The 16,209-nt window shown below is 63.6% G+C and carries 19 protein-coding genes; 10 read left to right on the forward strand and 9 right to left on the reverse strand.

Translation table 11 applies throughout. The features are described 5' to 3' along the window. Window positions 1–41: 41 nt before the first annotated feature. The 9 genes from MNR02_RS03995 to ureG all read left to right on the forward strand — a co-directional run bounded on the left by MNR02_RS03995 (window position 42) and on the right by ureG (window position 5,557). The gene (locus MNR02_RS03995) at window positions 42–344 is read left to right on the forward strand and encodes an urease subunit gamma (RefSeq protein ID WP_241948162.1); all 303 of its coding nucleotides are present in this window, start codon (window positions 42–44) and stop codon (window positions 342–344) included. A 4-nt stretch (window positions 345–348) separates the two neighbouring features. After that, window positions 349–615: a DUF1272 domain-containing protein gene (locus MNR02_RS04000; RefSeq protein ID WP_241602300.1), complete on the forward strand. Its 267-nt coding sequence runs from the start codon at window positions 349–351 to the stop codon at window positions 613–615. Then, entirely contained in the window at window positions 612–917 is a 306-nt protein-coding gene (locus MNR02_RS04005; protein WP_241948163.1) for an urease subunit beta, read from the forward strand. Before MNR02_RS04000 ends, MNR02_RS04005 begins: the two co-directional genes overlap by 4 nt. 1 nt (window position 918) lies before the next feature. After that, window positions 919–1,344, forward strand: a complete 426-nt coding sequence (locus tag MNR02_RS04010; protein WP_241948164.1) for a lysozyme inhibitor LprI family protein — start codon at window positions 919–921, stop codon at window positions 1,342–1,344. A 9-nt stretch (window positions 1,345–1,353) separates the two neighbouring features. Continuing rightward, window positions 1,354–1,989, forward strand: coding sequence for a glycosyltransferase family 29 protein (locus tag MNR02_RS04015; RefSeq protein ID WP_241948165.1), 636 nt, complete (start codon window positions 1,354–1,356; stop codon window positions 1,987–1,989). Window positions 1,990–1,992: 3 nt separating this feature from the next. Beyond that, the gene (gene ureC, locus MNR02_RS04020) at window positions 1,993–3,699 is read left to right on the forward strand and encodes an urease subunit alpha (RefSeq protein ID WP_241602333.1); all 1,707 of its coding nucleotides are present in this window, start codon (window positions 1,993–1,995) and stop codon (window positions 3,697–3,699) included. Between the two features lie 26 nt (window positions 3,700–3,725). Further along, window positions 3,726–4,196 carry an urease accessory protein UreE gene (gene ureE / locus MNR02_RS04025; protein ID WP_241948166.1) on the forward strand — a complete coding sequence of 157 codons (471 nt, stop codon included), beginning with the start codon at window positions 3,726–3,728 and terminating at the stop codon, window positions 4,194–4,196. Beyond that, window positions 4,189–4,851, forward strand: a complete 663-nt coding sequence (locus MNR02_RS04030; RefSeq protein WP_241948167.1) for an urease accessory protein UreF — start codon at window positions 4,189–4,191, stop codon at window positions 4,849–4,851. Before ureE ends, MNR02_RS04030 begins: the two co-directional genes overlap by 8 nt. A gap of 94 nt (window positions 4,852–4,945) precedes the next feature. Continuing rightward, window positions 4,946–5,557, forward strand: coding sequence for an urease accessory protein UreG (gene ureG, locus MNR02_RS04035; RefSeq protein ID WP_241602355.1), 612 nt, complete (start codon window positions 4,946–4,948; stop codon window positions 5,555–5,557). 99 nt (window positions 5,558–5,656) lie between these two features. Here the strand turns inward: ureG and MNR02_RS04040 are convergent, their stop codons facing one another. The 8 genes from MNR02_RS04040 to MNR02_RS04075 all read right to left on the reverse strand — a co-directional run bounded on the left by MNR02_RS04040 (window position 5,657) and on the right by MNR02_RS04075 (window position 15,315). Then, on the reverse strand, window positions 5,657–6,340 hold the full coding sequence (locus MNR02_RS04040; RefSeq protein ID WP_241948168.1) for a Crp/Fnr family transcriptional regulator: 684 nt from the start codon (window positions 6,338–6,340) through the stop codon (window positions 5,657–5,659). 152 nt (window positions 6,341–6,492) lie between these two features. Then, on the reverse strand, window positions 6,493–9,804 hold the full coding sequence (locus MNR02_RS04045; protein ID WP_241948169.1) for an efflux RND transporter permease subunit: 3,312 nt from the start codon (window positions 9,802–9,804) through the stop codon (window positions 6,493–6,495). A gap of 96 nt (window positions 9,805–9,900) precedes the next feature. Next, on the reverse strand, window positions 9,901–11,064 hold the full coding sequence (locus MNR02_RS04050) for an efflux RND transporter periplasmic adaptor subunit (RefSeq protein WP_371746730.1): 1,164 nt from the start codon (window positions 11,062–11,064) through the stop codon (window positions 9,901–9,903). 344 nt (window positions 11,065–11,408) lie between these two features. Beyond that, complete coding sequence (locus MNR02_RS04055) at window positions 11,409–12,401, reverse strand: ABC transporter substrate-binding protein (RefSeq protein ID WP_241948171.1); 993 nt, start codon at window positions 12,399–12,401, stop codon at window positions 11,409–11,411. Between the two features lie 25 nt (window positions 12,402–12,426). Beyond that, complete coding sequence (locus tag MNR02_RS04060; RefSeq protein WP_241948172.1) at window positions 12,427–13,293, reverse strand: ABC transporter permease; 867 nt, start codon at window positions 13,291–13,293, stop codon at window positions 12,427–12,429. Further along, the gene (locus MNR02_RS04065) at window positions 13,290–14,174 is read right to left on the reverse strand and encodes an ABC transporter permease (protein ID WP_241948173.1); all 885 of its coding nucleotides are present in this window, start codon (window positions 14,172–14,174) and stop codon (window positions 13,290–13,292) included. The genes MNR02_RS04060 and MNR02_RS04065 overlap by 4 nt, the downstream gene beginning before the upstream one ends. A gap of 2 nt (window positions 14,175–14,176) precedes the next feature. Next, entirely contained in the window at window positions 14,177–14,512 is a 336-nt protein-coding gene (locus tag MNR02_RS04070; RefSeq protein WP_241948174.1) for a hypothetical protein, read from the reverse strand. After that, window positions 14,512–15,315 carry an ABC transporter ATP-binding protein gene (locus MNR02_RS04075; protein ID WP_241602377.1) on the reverse strand — a complete coding sequence of 268 codons (804 nt, stop codon included), beginning with the start codon at window positions 15,313–15,315 and terminating at the stop codon, window positions 14,512–14,514. Before MNR02_RS04075 ends, MNR02_RS04070 begins: the two co-directional genes overlap by 1 nt. Before the next feature lie 116 nt (window positions 15,316–15,431). Here MNR02_RS04075 and MNR02_RS04080 point away from each other — a divergent pair, with 116 nt between their 5' ends. Then, window positions 15,432–15,845, forward strand: coding sequence for a cupin domain-containing protein (locus tag MNR02_RS04080; protein WP_241948175.1), 414 nt, complete (start codon window positions 15,432–15,434; stop codon window positions 15,843–15,845). Between the two features lie 26 nt (window positions 15,846–15,871). Here the strand turns inward: MNR02_RS04080 and MNR02_RS04085 are convergent, their stop codons facing one another. Next, on the reverse strand, window positions 15,872–16,138 hold the full coding sequence (locus MNR02_RS04085; protein WP_241948176.1) for a hypothetical protein: 267 nt from the start codon (window positions 16,136–16,138) through the stop codon (window positions 15,872–15,874). Window positions 16,139–16,209 lie beyond the last annotated feature (71 nt).

The following is a 16,209-nucleotide window of genomic DNA, read 5'->3' on the forward strand; positions in this document are numbered from 1 at the left end:
GCCGCCTATTGTCGCGCGACGGAACCAGCGACGGACCACTCATGAACCTGACCCCCCGCGAAAAAGACAAACTGCTGATCGCCATGGCCGCGATCGTGGCGCGCAAGCGTCTGGAGCGCGGAGTGAAGCTCAACCATCCCGAGGCGATCGCGCTCATCACCGATTTCGTGGTGGAGGGAGCACGCGACGGTCGTGCCGTCGCCGATCTGATGGAGGCTGGCGCGCATGTTCTCACCCGAGAGCAGGTGATGGATGGCATCCCCGAGATGATCCACGACATCCAGGTGGAGGCAACCTTTCCTGACGGCACAAAGCTCGTGACCGTGCACGAACCCATCCGGTAGACTCATGCTGGAGCTCAGGCCCAATTGCGAATGCTGCGACCGCGACCTGCCGCCGGAAAGCGGCGAGGCGATGATCTGCACGTTCGAATGCACCTTCTGTGCGCAGTGCGTGCGCACGGTTCTGCACGGCGCCTGCCCGAATTGCGGCGGCGGGTTCATGCATCGTCCGGTGCGGCCGGCTGCCATGCTCGAAAAATATCCGGCATCGACAAAACGTATCCTGAAAGCCGAGGGCTGCGGCCCGGCGCAAGCTGCGAGAGGAACTCCATGATCCCGGGCGAAATCATCGCTGCCGATGGCGATATCGAACTCAATGTCGGACTGCCGGTTACCGTGCTGGATGTCTCCAATACCGGCGACCGCCCGATCCAGGTCGGCAGCCACTATCATTTCTACGAAACCAATCCCGGCCTGTCGTTCGAGCGCGAGCAGACAAGGGGGCTCAGGCTCGATATCCCCGCCGGCACCGCCGTGCGTTTCGAGCCGGGCCAGACGCGCACCGTCCGCCTCGTGCCGTTTGCCGGCAAGCGGGAGATTTACGGGTTCCGGCAGGCCGTGATGGGAAAACTCTGACATGACATTGCGACATTCTCTTCTTCTCGCCGCCGCCTCGCTGCTCGTTTCGGCTACGGTCGCCATGGCGCAGGAGCCCGAGGTCGACTGCGATAATGCGCAGACGCAAATGGACATGAACATCTGCGCCGGCCGCGACTACAAGACGGCCGACAACGAGTTGAATGCCGTCTACAAGAAGGCCTTGGAGGCCGCCAAGGAGACCGATGAAGGCTTCAAGGACATGGGCGAGCAGTATGTCGGTGCGGTCGATGCGCTGAAACGTGCCCAACGCTCCTGGATCGGCTATCGCGACGGGCAGTGCGAGCTTGCCGGCTTCGAGGCACGCGGCGGCTCCATGGAGCCCTTGCTGGTTTCCAGCTGCCTTGCGGATCTCACACGCAAGCGGACGGCGGAGCTCAAGGCTTTCTACGAGCAGGAAAACTGAGGAGCGGCGGTGTCACGCAGGATCGTCATCGTCGGCAATGGCGCCATCCCGCAGGGGCTGGCTGCGACGATCGACGCGGCTGACATCGTGATCCGTTTCAACGGCTGCCGGTCGGCGGGCGCCGGCGGCATGAAGACCGATATCATCGCTGTGTGCAACACCGGCCGGCCGGCGCTCGACATGCTGGGTGGCGGTCGCTGGAAGGACAGCGCGACCGTGCGGCAGGCCGGCGAAATCTGGTGTGTGCGATCCCCCGAGGTTTTTGCGGCCATGCGCGCGGCGCTGGCCCTCAGCCACCCCGATCTCGACGATTTCTGCGACGATTACACGGCTGGCTTCGAGGCTTTCGCGACGGCAACCGGGCGTCGGCTGCGCGTCATCCCCGCCGCCTTGCATAACGCCGTCGACGCCGGGCTGGCCGCCTTCGATGCCGCGCCTTACGTTGTGCCGAGCTCGGGCCTTGTCGCGATTGCGCACGCCCTTGAAAATCTCGCCGAAGACGGCGACCGCGTGTCGATTGCCGGTTTCAGCCACGAAGGCTGGCAATGGCATCCTTTCGCCGCCGAGCGGCGCTGGGTCGCTGCGCTTGTCACCGCCAGCCGCCTCGACCGTCTCGATCATCCTCCCGCCTCCCGGAGAAGCTGACCCATGTCCTACACCATGTCCCGCGCTGCCTATGCCCGCATGTTCGGCCCCACCACCGGCGACAAGGTTCGCCTTGCCGATACCGAACTCTTCGCCGAGGTGGAGCGGGACTTCACGAGCTACGGCGACGAGGTGAAATTCGGCGGCGGCAAGGTCATTCGCGACGGCATGGGCCAGAGTCAGGCGACGCGCGGCGAGGGTGCGGTCGATACCGTCATCACCAATGCGCTGGTCATCGACCACAGCGGCATCTTCAAGGCTGATATCGGCCTCAGCAACGGCCGCATCGCCGGCATCGGCAAGGCGGGCAATCCCGATACGCAGCCGGGCGTGACCATCATTGTCGGTCCGTCGACGGAGGTGATCGCGGGGGAGGGCAAGATCCTCACCGCCGGGACGATGGATGCGCATATCCACTACATCTGCCCGCAGCAGATCGAGCACGCGCTGGCGAGCGGTGTCACGACGATGTTGGGCGGCGGCACGGGGCCTGCCCACGGCACGCTCGCCACCACCTGCACGGGCGCGTGGCACATCGAGCGCATGATCGAGAGCTTCGATGCCTTTCCGATGAACCTCGCGCTGGCAGGCAAGGGCAACGCCTCGGTGGCCGCGCCCATCGAGGAGATGATCCGCGCGGGCGCTTCGGCGCTCAAGCTGCACGAGGACTGGGGCACGACGCCGGCGGCCATCGACTGCTGCCTTTCCGTGGCCGACGAGTACGATGTGCAGGTGATGATCCACACCGACACGCTCAATGAAAGCGGTTTCGTGGAGGATACGGTCGCAGCGATCGGCGGGCGAACCATTCACGCGTTCCACACGGAAGGGGCCGGCGGTGGTCACGCGCCCGACATCATCAAGGTCTGCGGCCACGCCAACGTCATTCCGTCCTCCACCAATCCCACCCGGCCCTACACCGTCAACACCATTTCCGAGCATCTCGACATGCTGATGGTCTGCCATCATCTGTCGCCGTCGATCCCCGAGGACATTGCGTTTGCCGAAAGCCGTATCCGCAAGGAGACCATCGCGGCGGAGGACATCCTTCACGATATCGGCGCCTTCTCCGTCATCTCTTCCGACAGTCAGGCAATGGGCCGTGTCGGCGAGGTCGCCATCCGGACCTGGCAGACGGCTGACAAGATGAAGCGCCAGCGCGGCCGCCTCGCCGGCGAAACCGGTGACAACGACAACCTGCGCATCCGCCGCTACATCGCCAAATACACGATCAATCCGGCCATCGCGCAGGGCTTGAGCCATGAAATCGGCTCGATCGAAGTGGGCAAGCGTGCCGACCTCGTGCTGTGGAACCCGGCCTTCTTCGGCGTGAAGCCCGACATGGTCCTTCTCGGCGGCGTCATCGCCATGGCGCCGATGGGAGATCCGAACGCATCGATCCCGACGCCCCAGCCGGTGCATTACCGCCCGATGTTCGGCGCCTACGGCAAGATGCGCACGAATTCCTCCGTCACCTTCGTCTCGCAGGCGTCCATCGATCTCGGCCTTCGCGAGCGCCTCGGCGTTGCCAAGCAGCTTCTGCCGGTCCGTAACACGCGCAACATCTCAAAGGCCTCGATGATCCTCAACGACCTGACGCCGCATATCGAGGTCGATCCGGAAACCTACGAGGTGCGTGCAGACGGCGAACTGCTGACCTGCGAACCCGCAACCGTGCTGCCGATGGCGCAGCGCTATTTCCTGTTTTGACACCTTCTTCTGCCCGAAAGTTTCATATGCCCTACCGCTCCATCCACATACTGCCGCAGGGGACCGCCGTCGACCAGGCACCCATCGATGTCGTCATTCTCCCGCACGACCAGCGTCATATTCGCCGCAAGCTCCTGCACATGCAGCACGATGACGTCGTGATGGTCGATCTGCGCGAACCGGTCCAGCTTTCCCATGGCGACCTGCTTTGGACGGAAAGCGGCGAAACGATCGAGGTGGTTGCGGCTGAGGAGCTTCTCTACGCGGTTACGCCGAAGGGGCCGCTTCACCTCGTCGAGCTCGCCTGGCATCTCGGCAATCGCCATCTGCCGGCGCAAATCGAGAAGGAGCGCATTCTCATCCTGCGCGACCATGTGATCCGCGACATGCTGGTTGGGCTTGGCGCGACGGTTGAGGAGGTCTCGGAGCCGTTTCACCCGCTGCGCGGTGCCTATCACGGTTCCGGCCACGGGCATCACCACCACGGCCATGACTGACGCCGCAGCACTCGTCCGGCTGATGACCTGGCTGTCGCCGGCCTTCCCCGTCGGCGCCTTTTCCTATTCCGGCGGCCTTGAGCAAGTGGTGAGCGATGGCGATGTGCGCGACGCCGCGACGCTTCGGGACTGGCTGTCTAGCCTGCTTAGCCACGGCAATCTCTGGAATGATGCCGTGCTGTTTGCCGAGGCGCATCGCAGCGTCGATGCGGAAGAGGACTTGAAGGCGGTCGCGGCGTTTGCCGAGGCGCTTGCGGGCTCAGCCGAGCGGCACAGGGAAACGATGCTGCAGGGCGGTGCATTCCTGGCCGCAGCATCGGGCTGGCCGCACCCCGTTCTGGATGTGCTGGGTGAGGAGGCAGCTTATCCGGTCGCTGTGGGTGCGGTTGCTGGCGGACATGGCATTGGGGCGGAGGCCGCACTGGCTGCCTTTCTCCACGCGGTTGCCTCCAACCTCGTTTCGGTGGCGATCCGTTGCGGCGTTATCGGACAGCGCGACGGCGTGGCTGTTCTTGCCTGGCTGGAGCCGAGTGTGATCGCACTTGCCGGACGTGCGGCGGGCTCGACGCTCGACGATCTCGGTTCCGCCACCATCCGCGCGGAGATTGCCAGCCTGCGGCATGAAACACTGACGACGCGGCTGTTCCGCTCATGAGCGGGCTGGCCGCCAAGCCCTGCCGGGCACAGATAGACAAGGGCGGATCGACGGCGCTACCGTCTGTCTGCCGGAAAACTCTCGGAGATTGACGATGACATCGAAGAACGGTCCCCTGCGCGTCGGCATCGGCGGTCCCGTCGGTTCGGGCAAGACGGCGCTGACCGAGAAGCTCTGCAAGGCCATGAGCGGGCACTATTCCGTGGCCGTCGTGACCAACGACATCTACACCAAGGAGGATGCGGAAGCGCTGGTGCGCATGCAGGCGCTGCCGTCCGACCGCATTGTGGGCGTGGAGACGGGCGGCTGCCCGCATACCGCCATCCGCGAGGATGCCTCGATCAATCTCCAGGCCATCGCCGACCTCAACCGGCGTTTTCCCGATCTCGACGTCGTCTTCATCGAGTCCGGTGGCGACAATCTTGCTGCGACCTTCTCGCCCGACCTCGCGGATCTGACGATCTATGTCATCTCCGTCTGCCAGGGCGAGGAAATTCCGCGCAAGGGGGGGCCGGGCATCACACGCTCGGACCTTCTCGTCATCAACAAGAAGGACCTCGCGCCTTATGTCGGGGCGGATCTGGATGTGATGGAGGCGGATGCGGGGCGCATGCGCGCGGCGCGGCCCTTCGTGTTCTCCGACATGAAGCGCGGCGAGGGGATCGACAGCATCGTCGATTTCCTGCGTGTGCAGGGCGGTCTCTAGAGCATTCCGGTGAACACGGGTTCACCGGAAGCTCAATCTTTTGTCTTGCCGCATTGTCCGACGCCGAAGTGATCCCGCTTCGGCTGGAAATGCTCTGGATTAAACCCTCTTCAGCACCTCGGGATCGCCGATATGGACGAGCCGGCCACGAACATTGACGCCGTGATTGCGCAGAAGCGAGAAGGCGCGTGATAGCGCCTCAGGCGCGAGCCCGAGTTTCCCGGCGAGCAGGCTTTTCTGGTAAGGCAGGCGGAAGCTCGTCGCCTTGCCGTCTGCGGGGCAATGGTCGAGCAAATAGCGCGACACGCGCTGGGGTGCGGTGTGCAGCCGGTCATCGGCAAGGCTGGTGAAGCTTGCGGCGAGTTGCACGGAGACGATGTTGACAAGCGCGAGCGCGAGATCCGGGCGGCGGCTTGCGATGTCGCGCACGCGCCTTAAATCGAAGCGGGCGAGCAATGCCGGCTCGGCCGCTTGCGCCGTCGCGGCATAGCGGCCGCCGTCGAGCACCACGCTCGCGCCGATCAGGTCGCCCGGGCCATAAAGGCTGACATCGGCTTCGCGGCCGTCAGGGTCGAGCTTGTAGAGGCGGATGTAGCCGGAAAGAACGCAATGCAGCATGTCGGCGGGCTCGCCTTCCCGGAACAGCATCTGGCGGGCGGGCAGGTTGCCGATAACAGCGATTTCCATCATCGCCGCGACGCTCTCCACGCCGAGCGAAGCCAGAAAACCTGAATTGAGAAGCGTTTCCCGTTCCCGTGCGCCGGGCTTCATCAGCCTGTTCATCGATCTCACTCCATGCTCCCGCAGGCCTCGTTCTTTCTTCCAGCTGAAACGATAGTCCAGGGCGGGAATACGCGTCTTGATTTCGATCAAACAACGTAAAACGGCCGGCGCGACAAATGCCGCACCGGCCGTTCATCTGTGAGCCCGGCGATTTATTCTGCCGCGAGCGTGGAGTGGTGCACCACAGTGAAGGGCTTTCGTTCGCCGTTCTTCTTTTCGAGCGTCTCGATGCGCTTTTCCAGCTCTGTCACGGTGCGCGCCGTCTGGTCGGCGAGATGTGTCAGGGCCTGCGGCTCCATGGCCAGCAGCTCGTCATCCTTCTTGCCGACGAAGCGGCCGAAGAGCCAGCCAAGGAAGCGCGAGACGTCGTCCATGATCAGGAAGAACGACGGCACGACGACCAGCGACAGCACGGTCGAGACGATGATACCGCCGATCACCGCAATCGCCATGGGCGAGCGGAAAGCGCCGCCTTCGCCGACGCCGAGGGCGGATGGCAGCATCCCGGCCGACATGGCGATGGAGGTCATGACGATCGGACGCGCGCGCTTTCGACCGGCCTCGATCATGGCCTCCACGCGCTCCATGCCGGCATGGCGCATCTCGATGGCAAAATCGACCAGCAGGATGGCGTTCTTGGTCACGATGCCCATCAGCATGAGAATGCCGATGAGAACGGGCATGGAGAGCGCGTTCTGCGTGAGGATGAGACCGGCCGCCACGCCGCCGATGGCGAGCGGCAGCGACAGAAGGATGGTGAACGGCTGAATAACATCCTTGAACAGCAGGATCAGCACCATCAGCACGAGCAGCAGGCCGAGCAGCATGGCATTGCCAAAGGATTGCTGCATCTCGGCCTGAATTTCCGCGTCACCGCTTTCGGCGAACTGCACTGTCGACGGCATGTCGATGCCGGAGGCGATTTCCTTGAAGCGGGCGGTTGCCGTGTCGAGCGCCACGCCCTGCTGGAGATCGGAGCCGATCGAGACAACGCGGTTGCGGTTGTGCCGCTTCACGGCGCTCGGGCCTTCCGAGTACTCGATGTCGGCGACGCTGGAGAGCGGCACGAACTGGCCGCCGGCCGTCTGGATCTTCAGATTGCGAATGGCGGCGAGATCGGCGCGGAAGGCGCGGTCCACCTGCACACGGATGGGGATGAGGCGGTTGTCGAGCGAGACCTTGCTGAGCTGCGAGTCGATATCGCCGATGGTCGCGACGCGCACGACTTCCGATATCTGCGCCGTTGTTATGCCGAAGCGGGCCATCTGGTCGTCGCGCGGGCGTATCTGCAGTTCCGGTCGCGGCAGCGAGCCTTCGGAGCTTACATTGGCCAGCAGCGGGTCGGCACGCAGCTTGGCTTCCAGCACCGCGACCGTGTCGTTCAGGTCCGCCTCGTTATTGGAGAGCAGGTTGAAGGCAAGGTCACGCTCGCCGCGATCGTTGAGCTTGATGATGCGCACATCCGGGATATCGCGAAGCTTGGCGAAGATTTCCTTCTCGATATCCCATTGCGGCCGCAGGCGGCCATGCGCTTCCATCTTCGGCAGGTAGGGGCCGATCACGGGAATGCCGCCGAGAACGTCATTCACCAGCCGGTAGGCGAGGGAATGCTCCAGCCTGTCGAGGATAACAGTCACAGAGGCACGGCGCAGCTCGAGATCGCCCTTCGGCGAGGAGCCGCCGAGGACGAAGACGCTTGAAACGCCGTCGATATCCTTCACCTTGTCATAGACCTGCGTGGTCGTGCGGTCGGTATCGTCGAGCATCGCATCCGGCGGCAGTTCGACGGACAACACCACGCGGGATGCGTCTTCCGGCGGCATGAAGCTGCCCGGCACCGTGAAGAGCAGCATGACGGATGCGATCAGGAAGGCGAAGGCGCCCAGCAGGGTGGCATAGCGGGCATACCATGTGCCGGTCGTCTTGCTGACGAGCCAGGTATAGCCGCGCATGAAGCGGCCTTCCTTTTCCTCGCCATGCCCGTCGGCATCGCTGGAGCGCATCAGATAGGCTGCCATGACAGGCGTGATCAGGCGTGCAACCGCAAGCGAGAAGAACACGGCAACAGCGACGGTCAAGCCGAACTGGATGAAGTACTGGCCCGGAATACCCGGCATGAACGACACAGGAACGAACACCGCGATGATGGTGAAGGTCGTCGCAATGACCGCAAGCCCGATCTCGTCGGCCGCCTCGATCGCCGCCCGATAGGGCGACTTGCCCATGCGGATGTGGCGCGCGATGTTCTCGACCTCCACGATGGCATCGTCCACCAGGATACCGGTCGCGAGCGTCAACGCCAGGAACGACACGAGGTTCAGGGAGAAGCCCAGCATGTCCATGACGAAGAATGTCGGGATTGCCGACAGCGGCAGCGCGACCGCGGAAATCAGCGTCGCGCGCCAGTTGCGCAGAAAGAGCAGCACCACGGCGACCGCAAGCAATGCGCCTTCGATCAGCGTGTGAAGTGCTGCCTCGTAGTTGCCGTAGGTGAAGTAGACGGCGTCGTCGACCATCTCGATCGAAACGTCGGGATTCTGCGCGCGGACCGCGCCAAGCGCTTTCTCGACGGAGCCGGCGACGGTCACCTCGCTCGCTCCCTTGGAACGGAAGACCGCGAAGGTCACGACCGGATTGCCGTTGAAGCGCGAGAAGGAGCGCGGCTCCTCATAGGTATCGGAAATCTTGCCAAGCTCGGACAGCCGCACGAACCTGCCGTTCGGTAGCGCGATCATCGTATTGGTCAGCTTTTCGACGGAGCGTGCGTCGCCGAGCGTGCGGATGGCCTGTTCGGCGCCGGCGATCTGGCCGCGGCCGGAGCCTGCATCGGCGTTCATGCTGCGGATCTGGCGGTTCACGTCTGCGGCGGAAATGCCGTAGGAGTCGAGCTTGTCCTGGTTGAGATCGATGCGCACCTCGCGGTCGGCGCCGCCGAAGCGGTCGATCTTGCCGATGCCTGGCTGGCCCTGAAGGGCGCGCTTGACCTTGTCGTCGACGAACCACGACAGCTCTTCCAGCGTCATGTTGGGCGAGGAGACAGCAAAGGTCTGGATCGCCTGGCCTTCCACGTCGATCTTGCTGACGACGGGTTCCTCGATGGAGGCCGGCAGGTCGCCTCGGATGCGGTCTATCGCGTCCTTGACGTCCTGCAGCGCCTGGTTCGTCGGCTTTTCGATCTTGAAGAGAACGGATGTGACGGAGCTGCCGTCCGTGACGGTCGACACGATGTCGTCGACGCCCTCGATGCCGGCGACGGCGTCCTCGATCTCCTTGGTGACCTGGACCTCAAGCTCCGCCGGAGCCGCCCCGCTCTGGGTCACCGAAATGGCGATAACAGGAACGTCAATATTGGGGAAACGTGTGATCGGCAGCGAATAGAAGGACTGGATACCGACGTAGAGCAGCAGCGCGAAGGCGAGCAGCGGCGCAATCGGATTGCGGATGGACCAAGCTGAAAAGTTCATGTCCCCAAAGTCCTCGATAAGAGACCAGACGCGTCCGGGAGGGGTCGCGACCCCGTTGCCCCTGTTCAAGGCTCCGATTGCGGCGGAGCCCCTACGTCATTTCGTGGCCGAAGCCTGCTCGCCCTTGACCGGATTGATACGGTCGCCGTCGCGAACATAGGCACCGGCCTTGGCCACGACCTCGTCGCCGGCCGCAAGCCCGCTGACGATTTCGATCCCCTGGCCGTCCTGAATGCCGGTTTCGACCGGCACCAGCCTGACCACGCCGTTCTCCACCTTGCGGGCCACCGTCTTGCCGTCCGCCGTCGTAATGGCCGAGAGGGGAAGGACAATGCCCTGCTTTTCCTCGACGACGATGTCGGCGCTCGCAAACATGCCGGCGCGCGCCCTGTCCGGCTCGTCGAAGCCGATGTACACGCGGCCGAGGCGGCTTTGCGGGTCGAGCGTCGGTTCGACGAGGCGGATCGTGCCGGTGAGTGTCGCCGCTCCCCCCGCAAGCGAGACCTTGGCCTTGAGGCCGGGCTTGAGCTTGAGGATCATGTCTTCCGATACGTCGGCCTTCAGTTCGATGGCGCCGTCGCGGATGACGGTGAACAGCGGCGATGCCGAGCCGCTGGCGATGGCGCCGATCTTGGCCGTGCGCGCGGAAACGACGCCCGCGACGGGCGACTTGACGGCGGTGCGGGCAAGTCTCAGGTCGATATCGTCGATCTGGGACTGGGCGACATTGATGTCGGCCTCGGCAACGGCAACGGCCTGCTCGGCGGAATTGACGCGGGCAAGCGCTGCATCAGCCGCCGCGATTGCCTGGTCCGCATTGGCCTGCGACTGGGATCCGGACTTCACGAGCCGTTGCGCGCGGTCGCGGACCCGGACGGCTTCGTCGGCATTGGCCTTGGCTTCCACAAGCTGCGCCCTGATCTGTTCAAGCCCGGCGCGCGCCTTGGCGAGCGAAGCCTCGGTCTGGCTTTTCTGCAGGAGGAGCGCATCGTCGTTCAGCGTGGCGAGCGTGCCTTCCGCCGCGACACGATCGCCGACATCGGCTTCAAGCGTGCGGATCGAAAGACCCTCGACGAGCGGCGTCACATAGACTTCCTCGACAGCCTGGATCGTGCCCGTGGCGATCACGCGATCAATGAGGTTGCGCTGTTCGGCGGCGGTGACGACAATGGCGGGCAGATTCTGTACCTGCTGGGCCCCGTCGGCATCGCCGGTTGCCGCATCGGCCGCAAAGACCGGCGTCTGCGCAAGCGCCATCATGACCGCAGCAGAAACGAAGCGCATTTTCCCGTGTCCAAAAGCCATAGGCAGAGCTATCCCAAAAGCATGATGCGTGTTTCGTGTCCGGGCGCTTCTCTAGGTTTATCGCCGGATCTGTTCCTGCCAGTGTGGAGGGCACGAATGGCGCGCTGGCCTCTCCAGTTCCGACTATGCGGTTTATGTAATCGGCACCGGCCAACCATACAAGAGGCAACGGAATGGTGCCTCAATATTCTAGGTGTTTGGCCTTTCCAAGGCAATGGCGGCGTGTTGCCGCGCCCGGCCTGCTGCTCAAAAAAGTGCGGGGCCCTGAGGCCCCGCAGGTCGTTCGTTCAGCCGGGCGGTTATTTCAGCGCTTCGTCCGTCACGGCATGGGTCCAGGCGCCTTCCGGCTCCTTGGAAATGACCGGATCGGAACCGCCGCCGAGCAGGGTCGCGACGGTGCGCTTGTAGTCGGCTTCGTCGAGCGCGCCGTTGGAGCCGGTGGTCAGCTTGGCGACTTCGCCCATCATGCGCTTCTGGTGCGCTTCGGTCTGGGCGCCGGTCGAGTCGTTTTCCAGCACGATGTCTGCGGCTTCGTCGGGATGTTCCTCGGCATATTTCCAGCCCTTCATGGAGGCGCGGACGAACTTGACCATCTTTTCCTTGAAGGCCGGGTCGGCGAGCTTGTCTTCCAGAACGTAGAGCCCGTCTTCCAGCGTGGCGACGCCCTGGTCCTCGTATTTGAAGGTAACAAGGTCCTCTGGCTTGATGCCGGCGTCCAGCACCTGGCCATACTCGTTATAGGTCATGGTCGAGATGCAGGCAGCCTGCTTCTGGATCAGCGGATCGACGTTGAAGCCCTGCTTCAGCACGGTCACGCCATCTGGTCCGCCTTCGGTCGGGATCTTCAGATGTGCCATCCAGGAGAGGAAGGGGTATTCGTTGCCGAAGAACCAGACGCCAAGCGTCTTGCCCTTGAAGTCCTCGGGCGTCTTCACGCCGGATTCCTTCAGACAGGTGAGCATCATGCCTGATGATTTGAACGGCTGCGCGATGTTGACGAGCGCTACGCCCTTTTCGCGGGTTGCAAGGGCAGACGGCATCCAGTCCACGATGACATCGGCACCGCCGCCGGCGATGACCTGTGCTGGAGCGATGTCCGGTCCACCAGGCTTGATTTCGACGTCGAGGCCTTCCTCTTCGTAGAAGCCCTTGTCCTTGGCGACGTAGTAGCCGCCGAACTGGGCCTGGGTGACCCATTTCAGCTGCAGCGTCACCTTGTCGGCGGCCTGCGTCTGGAACGCGGCAAGCGAGAAGGCGCTTGCCAGCAGGAGCGATGCGATCTTCGTTTTCATGTCAGTTCCCTCTTTCTTCTTTATTTTACGTCTGCCCACCACGGACAGACGGATGCCAGAACGTGACGACCCGCTCGATGAGCGCGACGATCCCGTAGAAGACCGAGCCCGCCACCGCGGCGACCGCGATTTCGGCCCAGACCATGTCGACATTCATGCGGCCCACTTCCGTGGAGATGCGGAAACCCATGCCGACGATGGGCGTTCCGAAGAATTCGGCAACGATGGCGCCGATCAGCGCCAGCGTGGAGTTGATCTTCAGCGCATTGAAGATGAAGGGCCAGGCGGCGGGCAGGCGCAGCTTGACGAGCGTCTGGAACCACTCGGCGGCGTAGGTCCGCATCAGGTCACGCTCCATGTGGCTGGTAGCGGCGAGGCCCGAGACGGTGTTCACCAGCATGGGGAAGAACGTCATGATGACGACGACCGCGACCTTCGACTGCCAGTCGAAGCCGAACCACATGACCATGATGGGCGCCACGCCGATGACCGGCAGGGCGGAGACGAAATTGCCGAGCGGCAGCAGACCCTTCTGCAGGAAGGGCGACCGGTCGATGATGATGGCGACGAGGAAGCCGAGGCCACAGCCCAGCGCATAACCGACAAGAACGGATTTCAGGAAGGTCTGTCGGAAGTCTGCCCAAAGCGTCGGCACCGAACTGATGAGCCGCGCCCAGATCATGCTGGGCGGCGGCAAGAGGACGGAGGGTACGTTGAAGCCTCTCACGATGCCTTCCCACAGCACAAGGATGGTCATGCCGAAGATCAGCGGCACCGCGAGGCGCGCGGCCCGGTCGGCCGCGCCCGTGAGTTTGCGCCGCACCAGCCACTCGTTGAACGCCCATGCGGCGAGCCAGAAGACGATGGCGGCGATCAGGATGGAAATGTTCATGCCCGGGCCCCCATGCGCTTGAGGACAAGGCTGTGCGCAAAGCCGACGATGATGACGAGCAGCGCTGCAACGGCGGCCGCCATGAACAGCGCCGCCCAGATCTGCACCGTCTGGCCATAATACGAGCCGGCGAGCAGGCGGGCGCCCAGGCCCGCGACGGCGCCGGTCGGTAGTTCGCCCACGATGGCACCGACCAGCGAGATGGCGATCGCGACTTTCAGCGATGTAAAGAGGTAGGGCATCGAGCAGGGCCAGCGCAGCTTCCAGAAGGTCTGGGACGCCGAGGCATTGTAGGTGTGCATCAGGTCGAGCTGGATCTGTTCGGGGCTGCGAAGGCCCTTCACCATGCCGACGACGACCGGGAAGAAGGATAGGTAGGTCGAGATCAGCGCCTTCGGCATCAGCCCGGAAATCCCTACGGCGTTCAGCACCACGATGATCATCGGCGCGATGGCGAGGATGGGGATCGTCTGGCTGGCAATGACCCAGGGCATCAGGGAGCGGTCCATCGCCCGATTGTGCACGATGGCGACGGCAAGCAGGATGCCGAGGACGGCGCCCATGCCGAAGCCCATCAGCGTGGCGGAAAGCGTGACCCAGGCATGATAGACGAGACTGCGCTTGGAGGTGATCGCCTTGTTGACGGTGGTATCCCACAATTCGGCGAGAACCTGGTGCGGCGCCGGCAGGACCGGCCGTTCCTGCGCCATCGTTCTCGGCAGGAGTTCCGAAAAGCTTATGGTCGTTCCGGCGCGCGCGGCCGTATCCCGCTCGAAGGGCGCGTTTAGCACCACCACGAAGACATACCAGAGCACGATAAGGGCCAGCACGACGGTGCCGATGGGAAGCAGGCGATCCTTGAAGAAGCTGGCCTGTTCCATCGTCAGCTCCGTGCCGGCGAGGGCAGGAGCATCAGCCCCATGGCAAGGATGCCGAGGCCGACGCCGGCGATCTGTGTGTTGCTCAGCCGCTCGCCGAAGAACAGGAAGGCAATGACATTGACGAGCAGCAACTGGGTGATGGCGGAGAGCGAGATGGCAAGGCCGAGCCCGCCTTCGCGCATGAGCCTCAGCATCATCAGGTTGCCGACGATGTAGAGCGCCAGGGACAGCAGGAGATAGAGAATGTTCGTGGTGCCGATATAGGCGCGCGATGCGGTCGCTGCGCCGATAAAGACAGCGGTGGCGCCGAACAGCCAGAGCACGAAGGGCAGCTTCATCAGGCGTGCTCCTCGTAGCTGTGGCCGGCACGCAGGCCTTCGCGGACGCGATGGGCGACGGCAAGGAATTCGGGCGTCTCGCGGATGTCGAGCGGGCGCTCCTTCGGCAGCGGCGACTCGATGATATCGGTGACGCGGCCGGGCCGCGGGCTCATGACGACGATCTTCGTCGAAAGATAGACGGCCTCCGGTATTGAATGGGTGACGAAGCAGATGGTCTTTTGGGTGGCGGCCCAGAGTTTCAGAAGCTGCTCGTTGAGGTGGTCGCGGACGATCTCGTCCAGCGCACCGAAGGGCTCGTCCATCAGCAACAGGTCCGCATCGAAGGCGAGTGCGCGGGCGATGGACGCGCGCTGCTGCATGCCGCCCGAAAGCTGCCAGGGATACTTCTTGCCGAAACCAGAAAGATTGACGAGATCCAGCGTGCGGTCGATGCGGGCCTTCTGGTCCTGCCTGGAATAGCCCATGATTTCGAGCGGCAGCGCGATATTCTTTTCGATGGTGCGCCAGGGATAGAGCGCCGCCGCCTGGAACACGTAGCCGTAGGCGCGTTGCCGGCGTGCTTCCTCTGGCGTCATGCCATTGACGGTGATCGTGCCGGAGGTCGGCTTCTCAAGGTCGGCGATGACGCGCAGAAACGTGGTCTTGCCGCAGCCCGACGGGCCGATGAAGGAGACGAAGTCCCCCTTTTCGACATTGAGATTGACGCCCGTCAGCGCCGTGACGGGGCCGTCGGCCGTCTGGAAGGTGAGGCCGAGATCGCTTGCGGAGACGACGGTATTCGCTGGGGCCATGCTCAACATCTTTCGGCGCCTCGCAGGGCGCGGTTTCCGGCAGACTGCATGTCCCTTTCCGGCATTGCAATCGGCATTGTCTGCGGTATCAATCTGCGCACGGAATTCTTTCGGGAGAGAAAGACATGACGCTTGAAGGAAAGCCTACGTGCCACGTCGTGCGCCCGGTCAGCACCTATGACGGAAAGCAGGGGTTCAGCTATTTCGAGGGCATCGCCCGCGAGAGCGTCGGCGCCACCGGCATCTGCATGCATCTTCTGACGATCCCGCCGGGCGGGCGCGCGAAGGCGCATATGCACGAGAGCCACGAGACGGCGATCTACATGCTCTCCGGCGAGGCACACACCTGGTATGGCGAACGGCTGGAAAACCATGTCATCGTCAGAGCGGGGGAGATGTTCTACATCCCCGCCGGCGTGCCGCATCTGCCCGCCAATCTCTCCGACCAACCGGCTTCGGCCGTTATCGCGCGGACAGATCCCCACGAGCAGGAGAGCGTTGTGCTTCTGCCGCATCTCGAAGCGCTCGTCCCGGCGTAAGAGCCTGTATGCTGGGTGCCTGACCTTCATTTCCTGCATCGTGCCAGCGGCCCCCAGCGTGTGCCGTCGGGAAAGCTGACCGTGTAGCCGCCATCGTCCGGCGTCAGCGTCAGCTCATAGGGTGTCGGTTCCTCGGAGCCCTCATCGCTGCATTCGGCTGCCACGACAGTCGCGCCGCCGACTTTCCTGGCCTCGCCCTTGAATTCACAATAGGAGGCCGCGGTCGTCACGCCCTCCTTGTTCAGGAGAAAGAAGACGTCCGCACCGGAGGATTCCCCGGTTTCTGAATACAAGCAGCCCTCCTTATTGCCATAGCTGCCGTCGACAATATCGGCCGCCGCCAACGCCTGGCCGGAAACGGCGA

The organism is Shinella sp. H4-D48 (genome assembly GCF_022637395.1).
GTDB classification, from domain to species: Bacteria; Pseudomonadota; Alphaproteobacteria; order Rhizobiales; family Rhizobiaceae; genus Shinella; species Shinella sedimenti.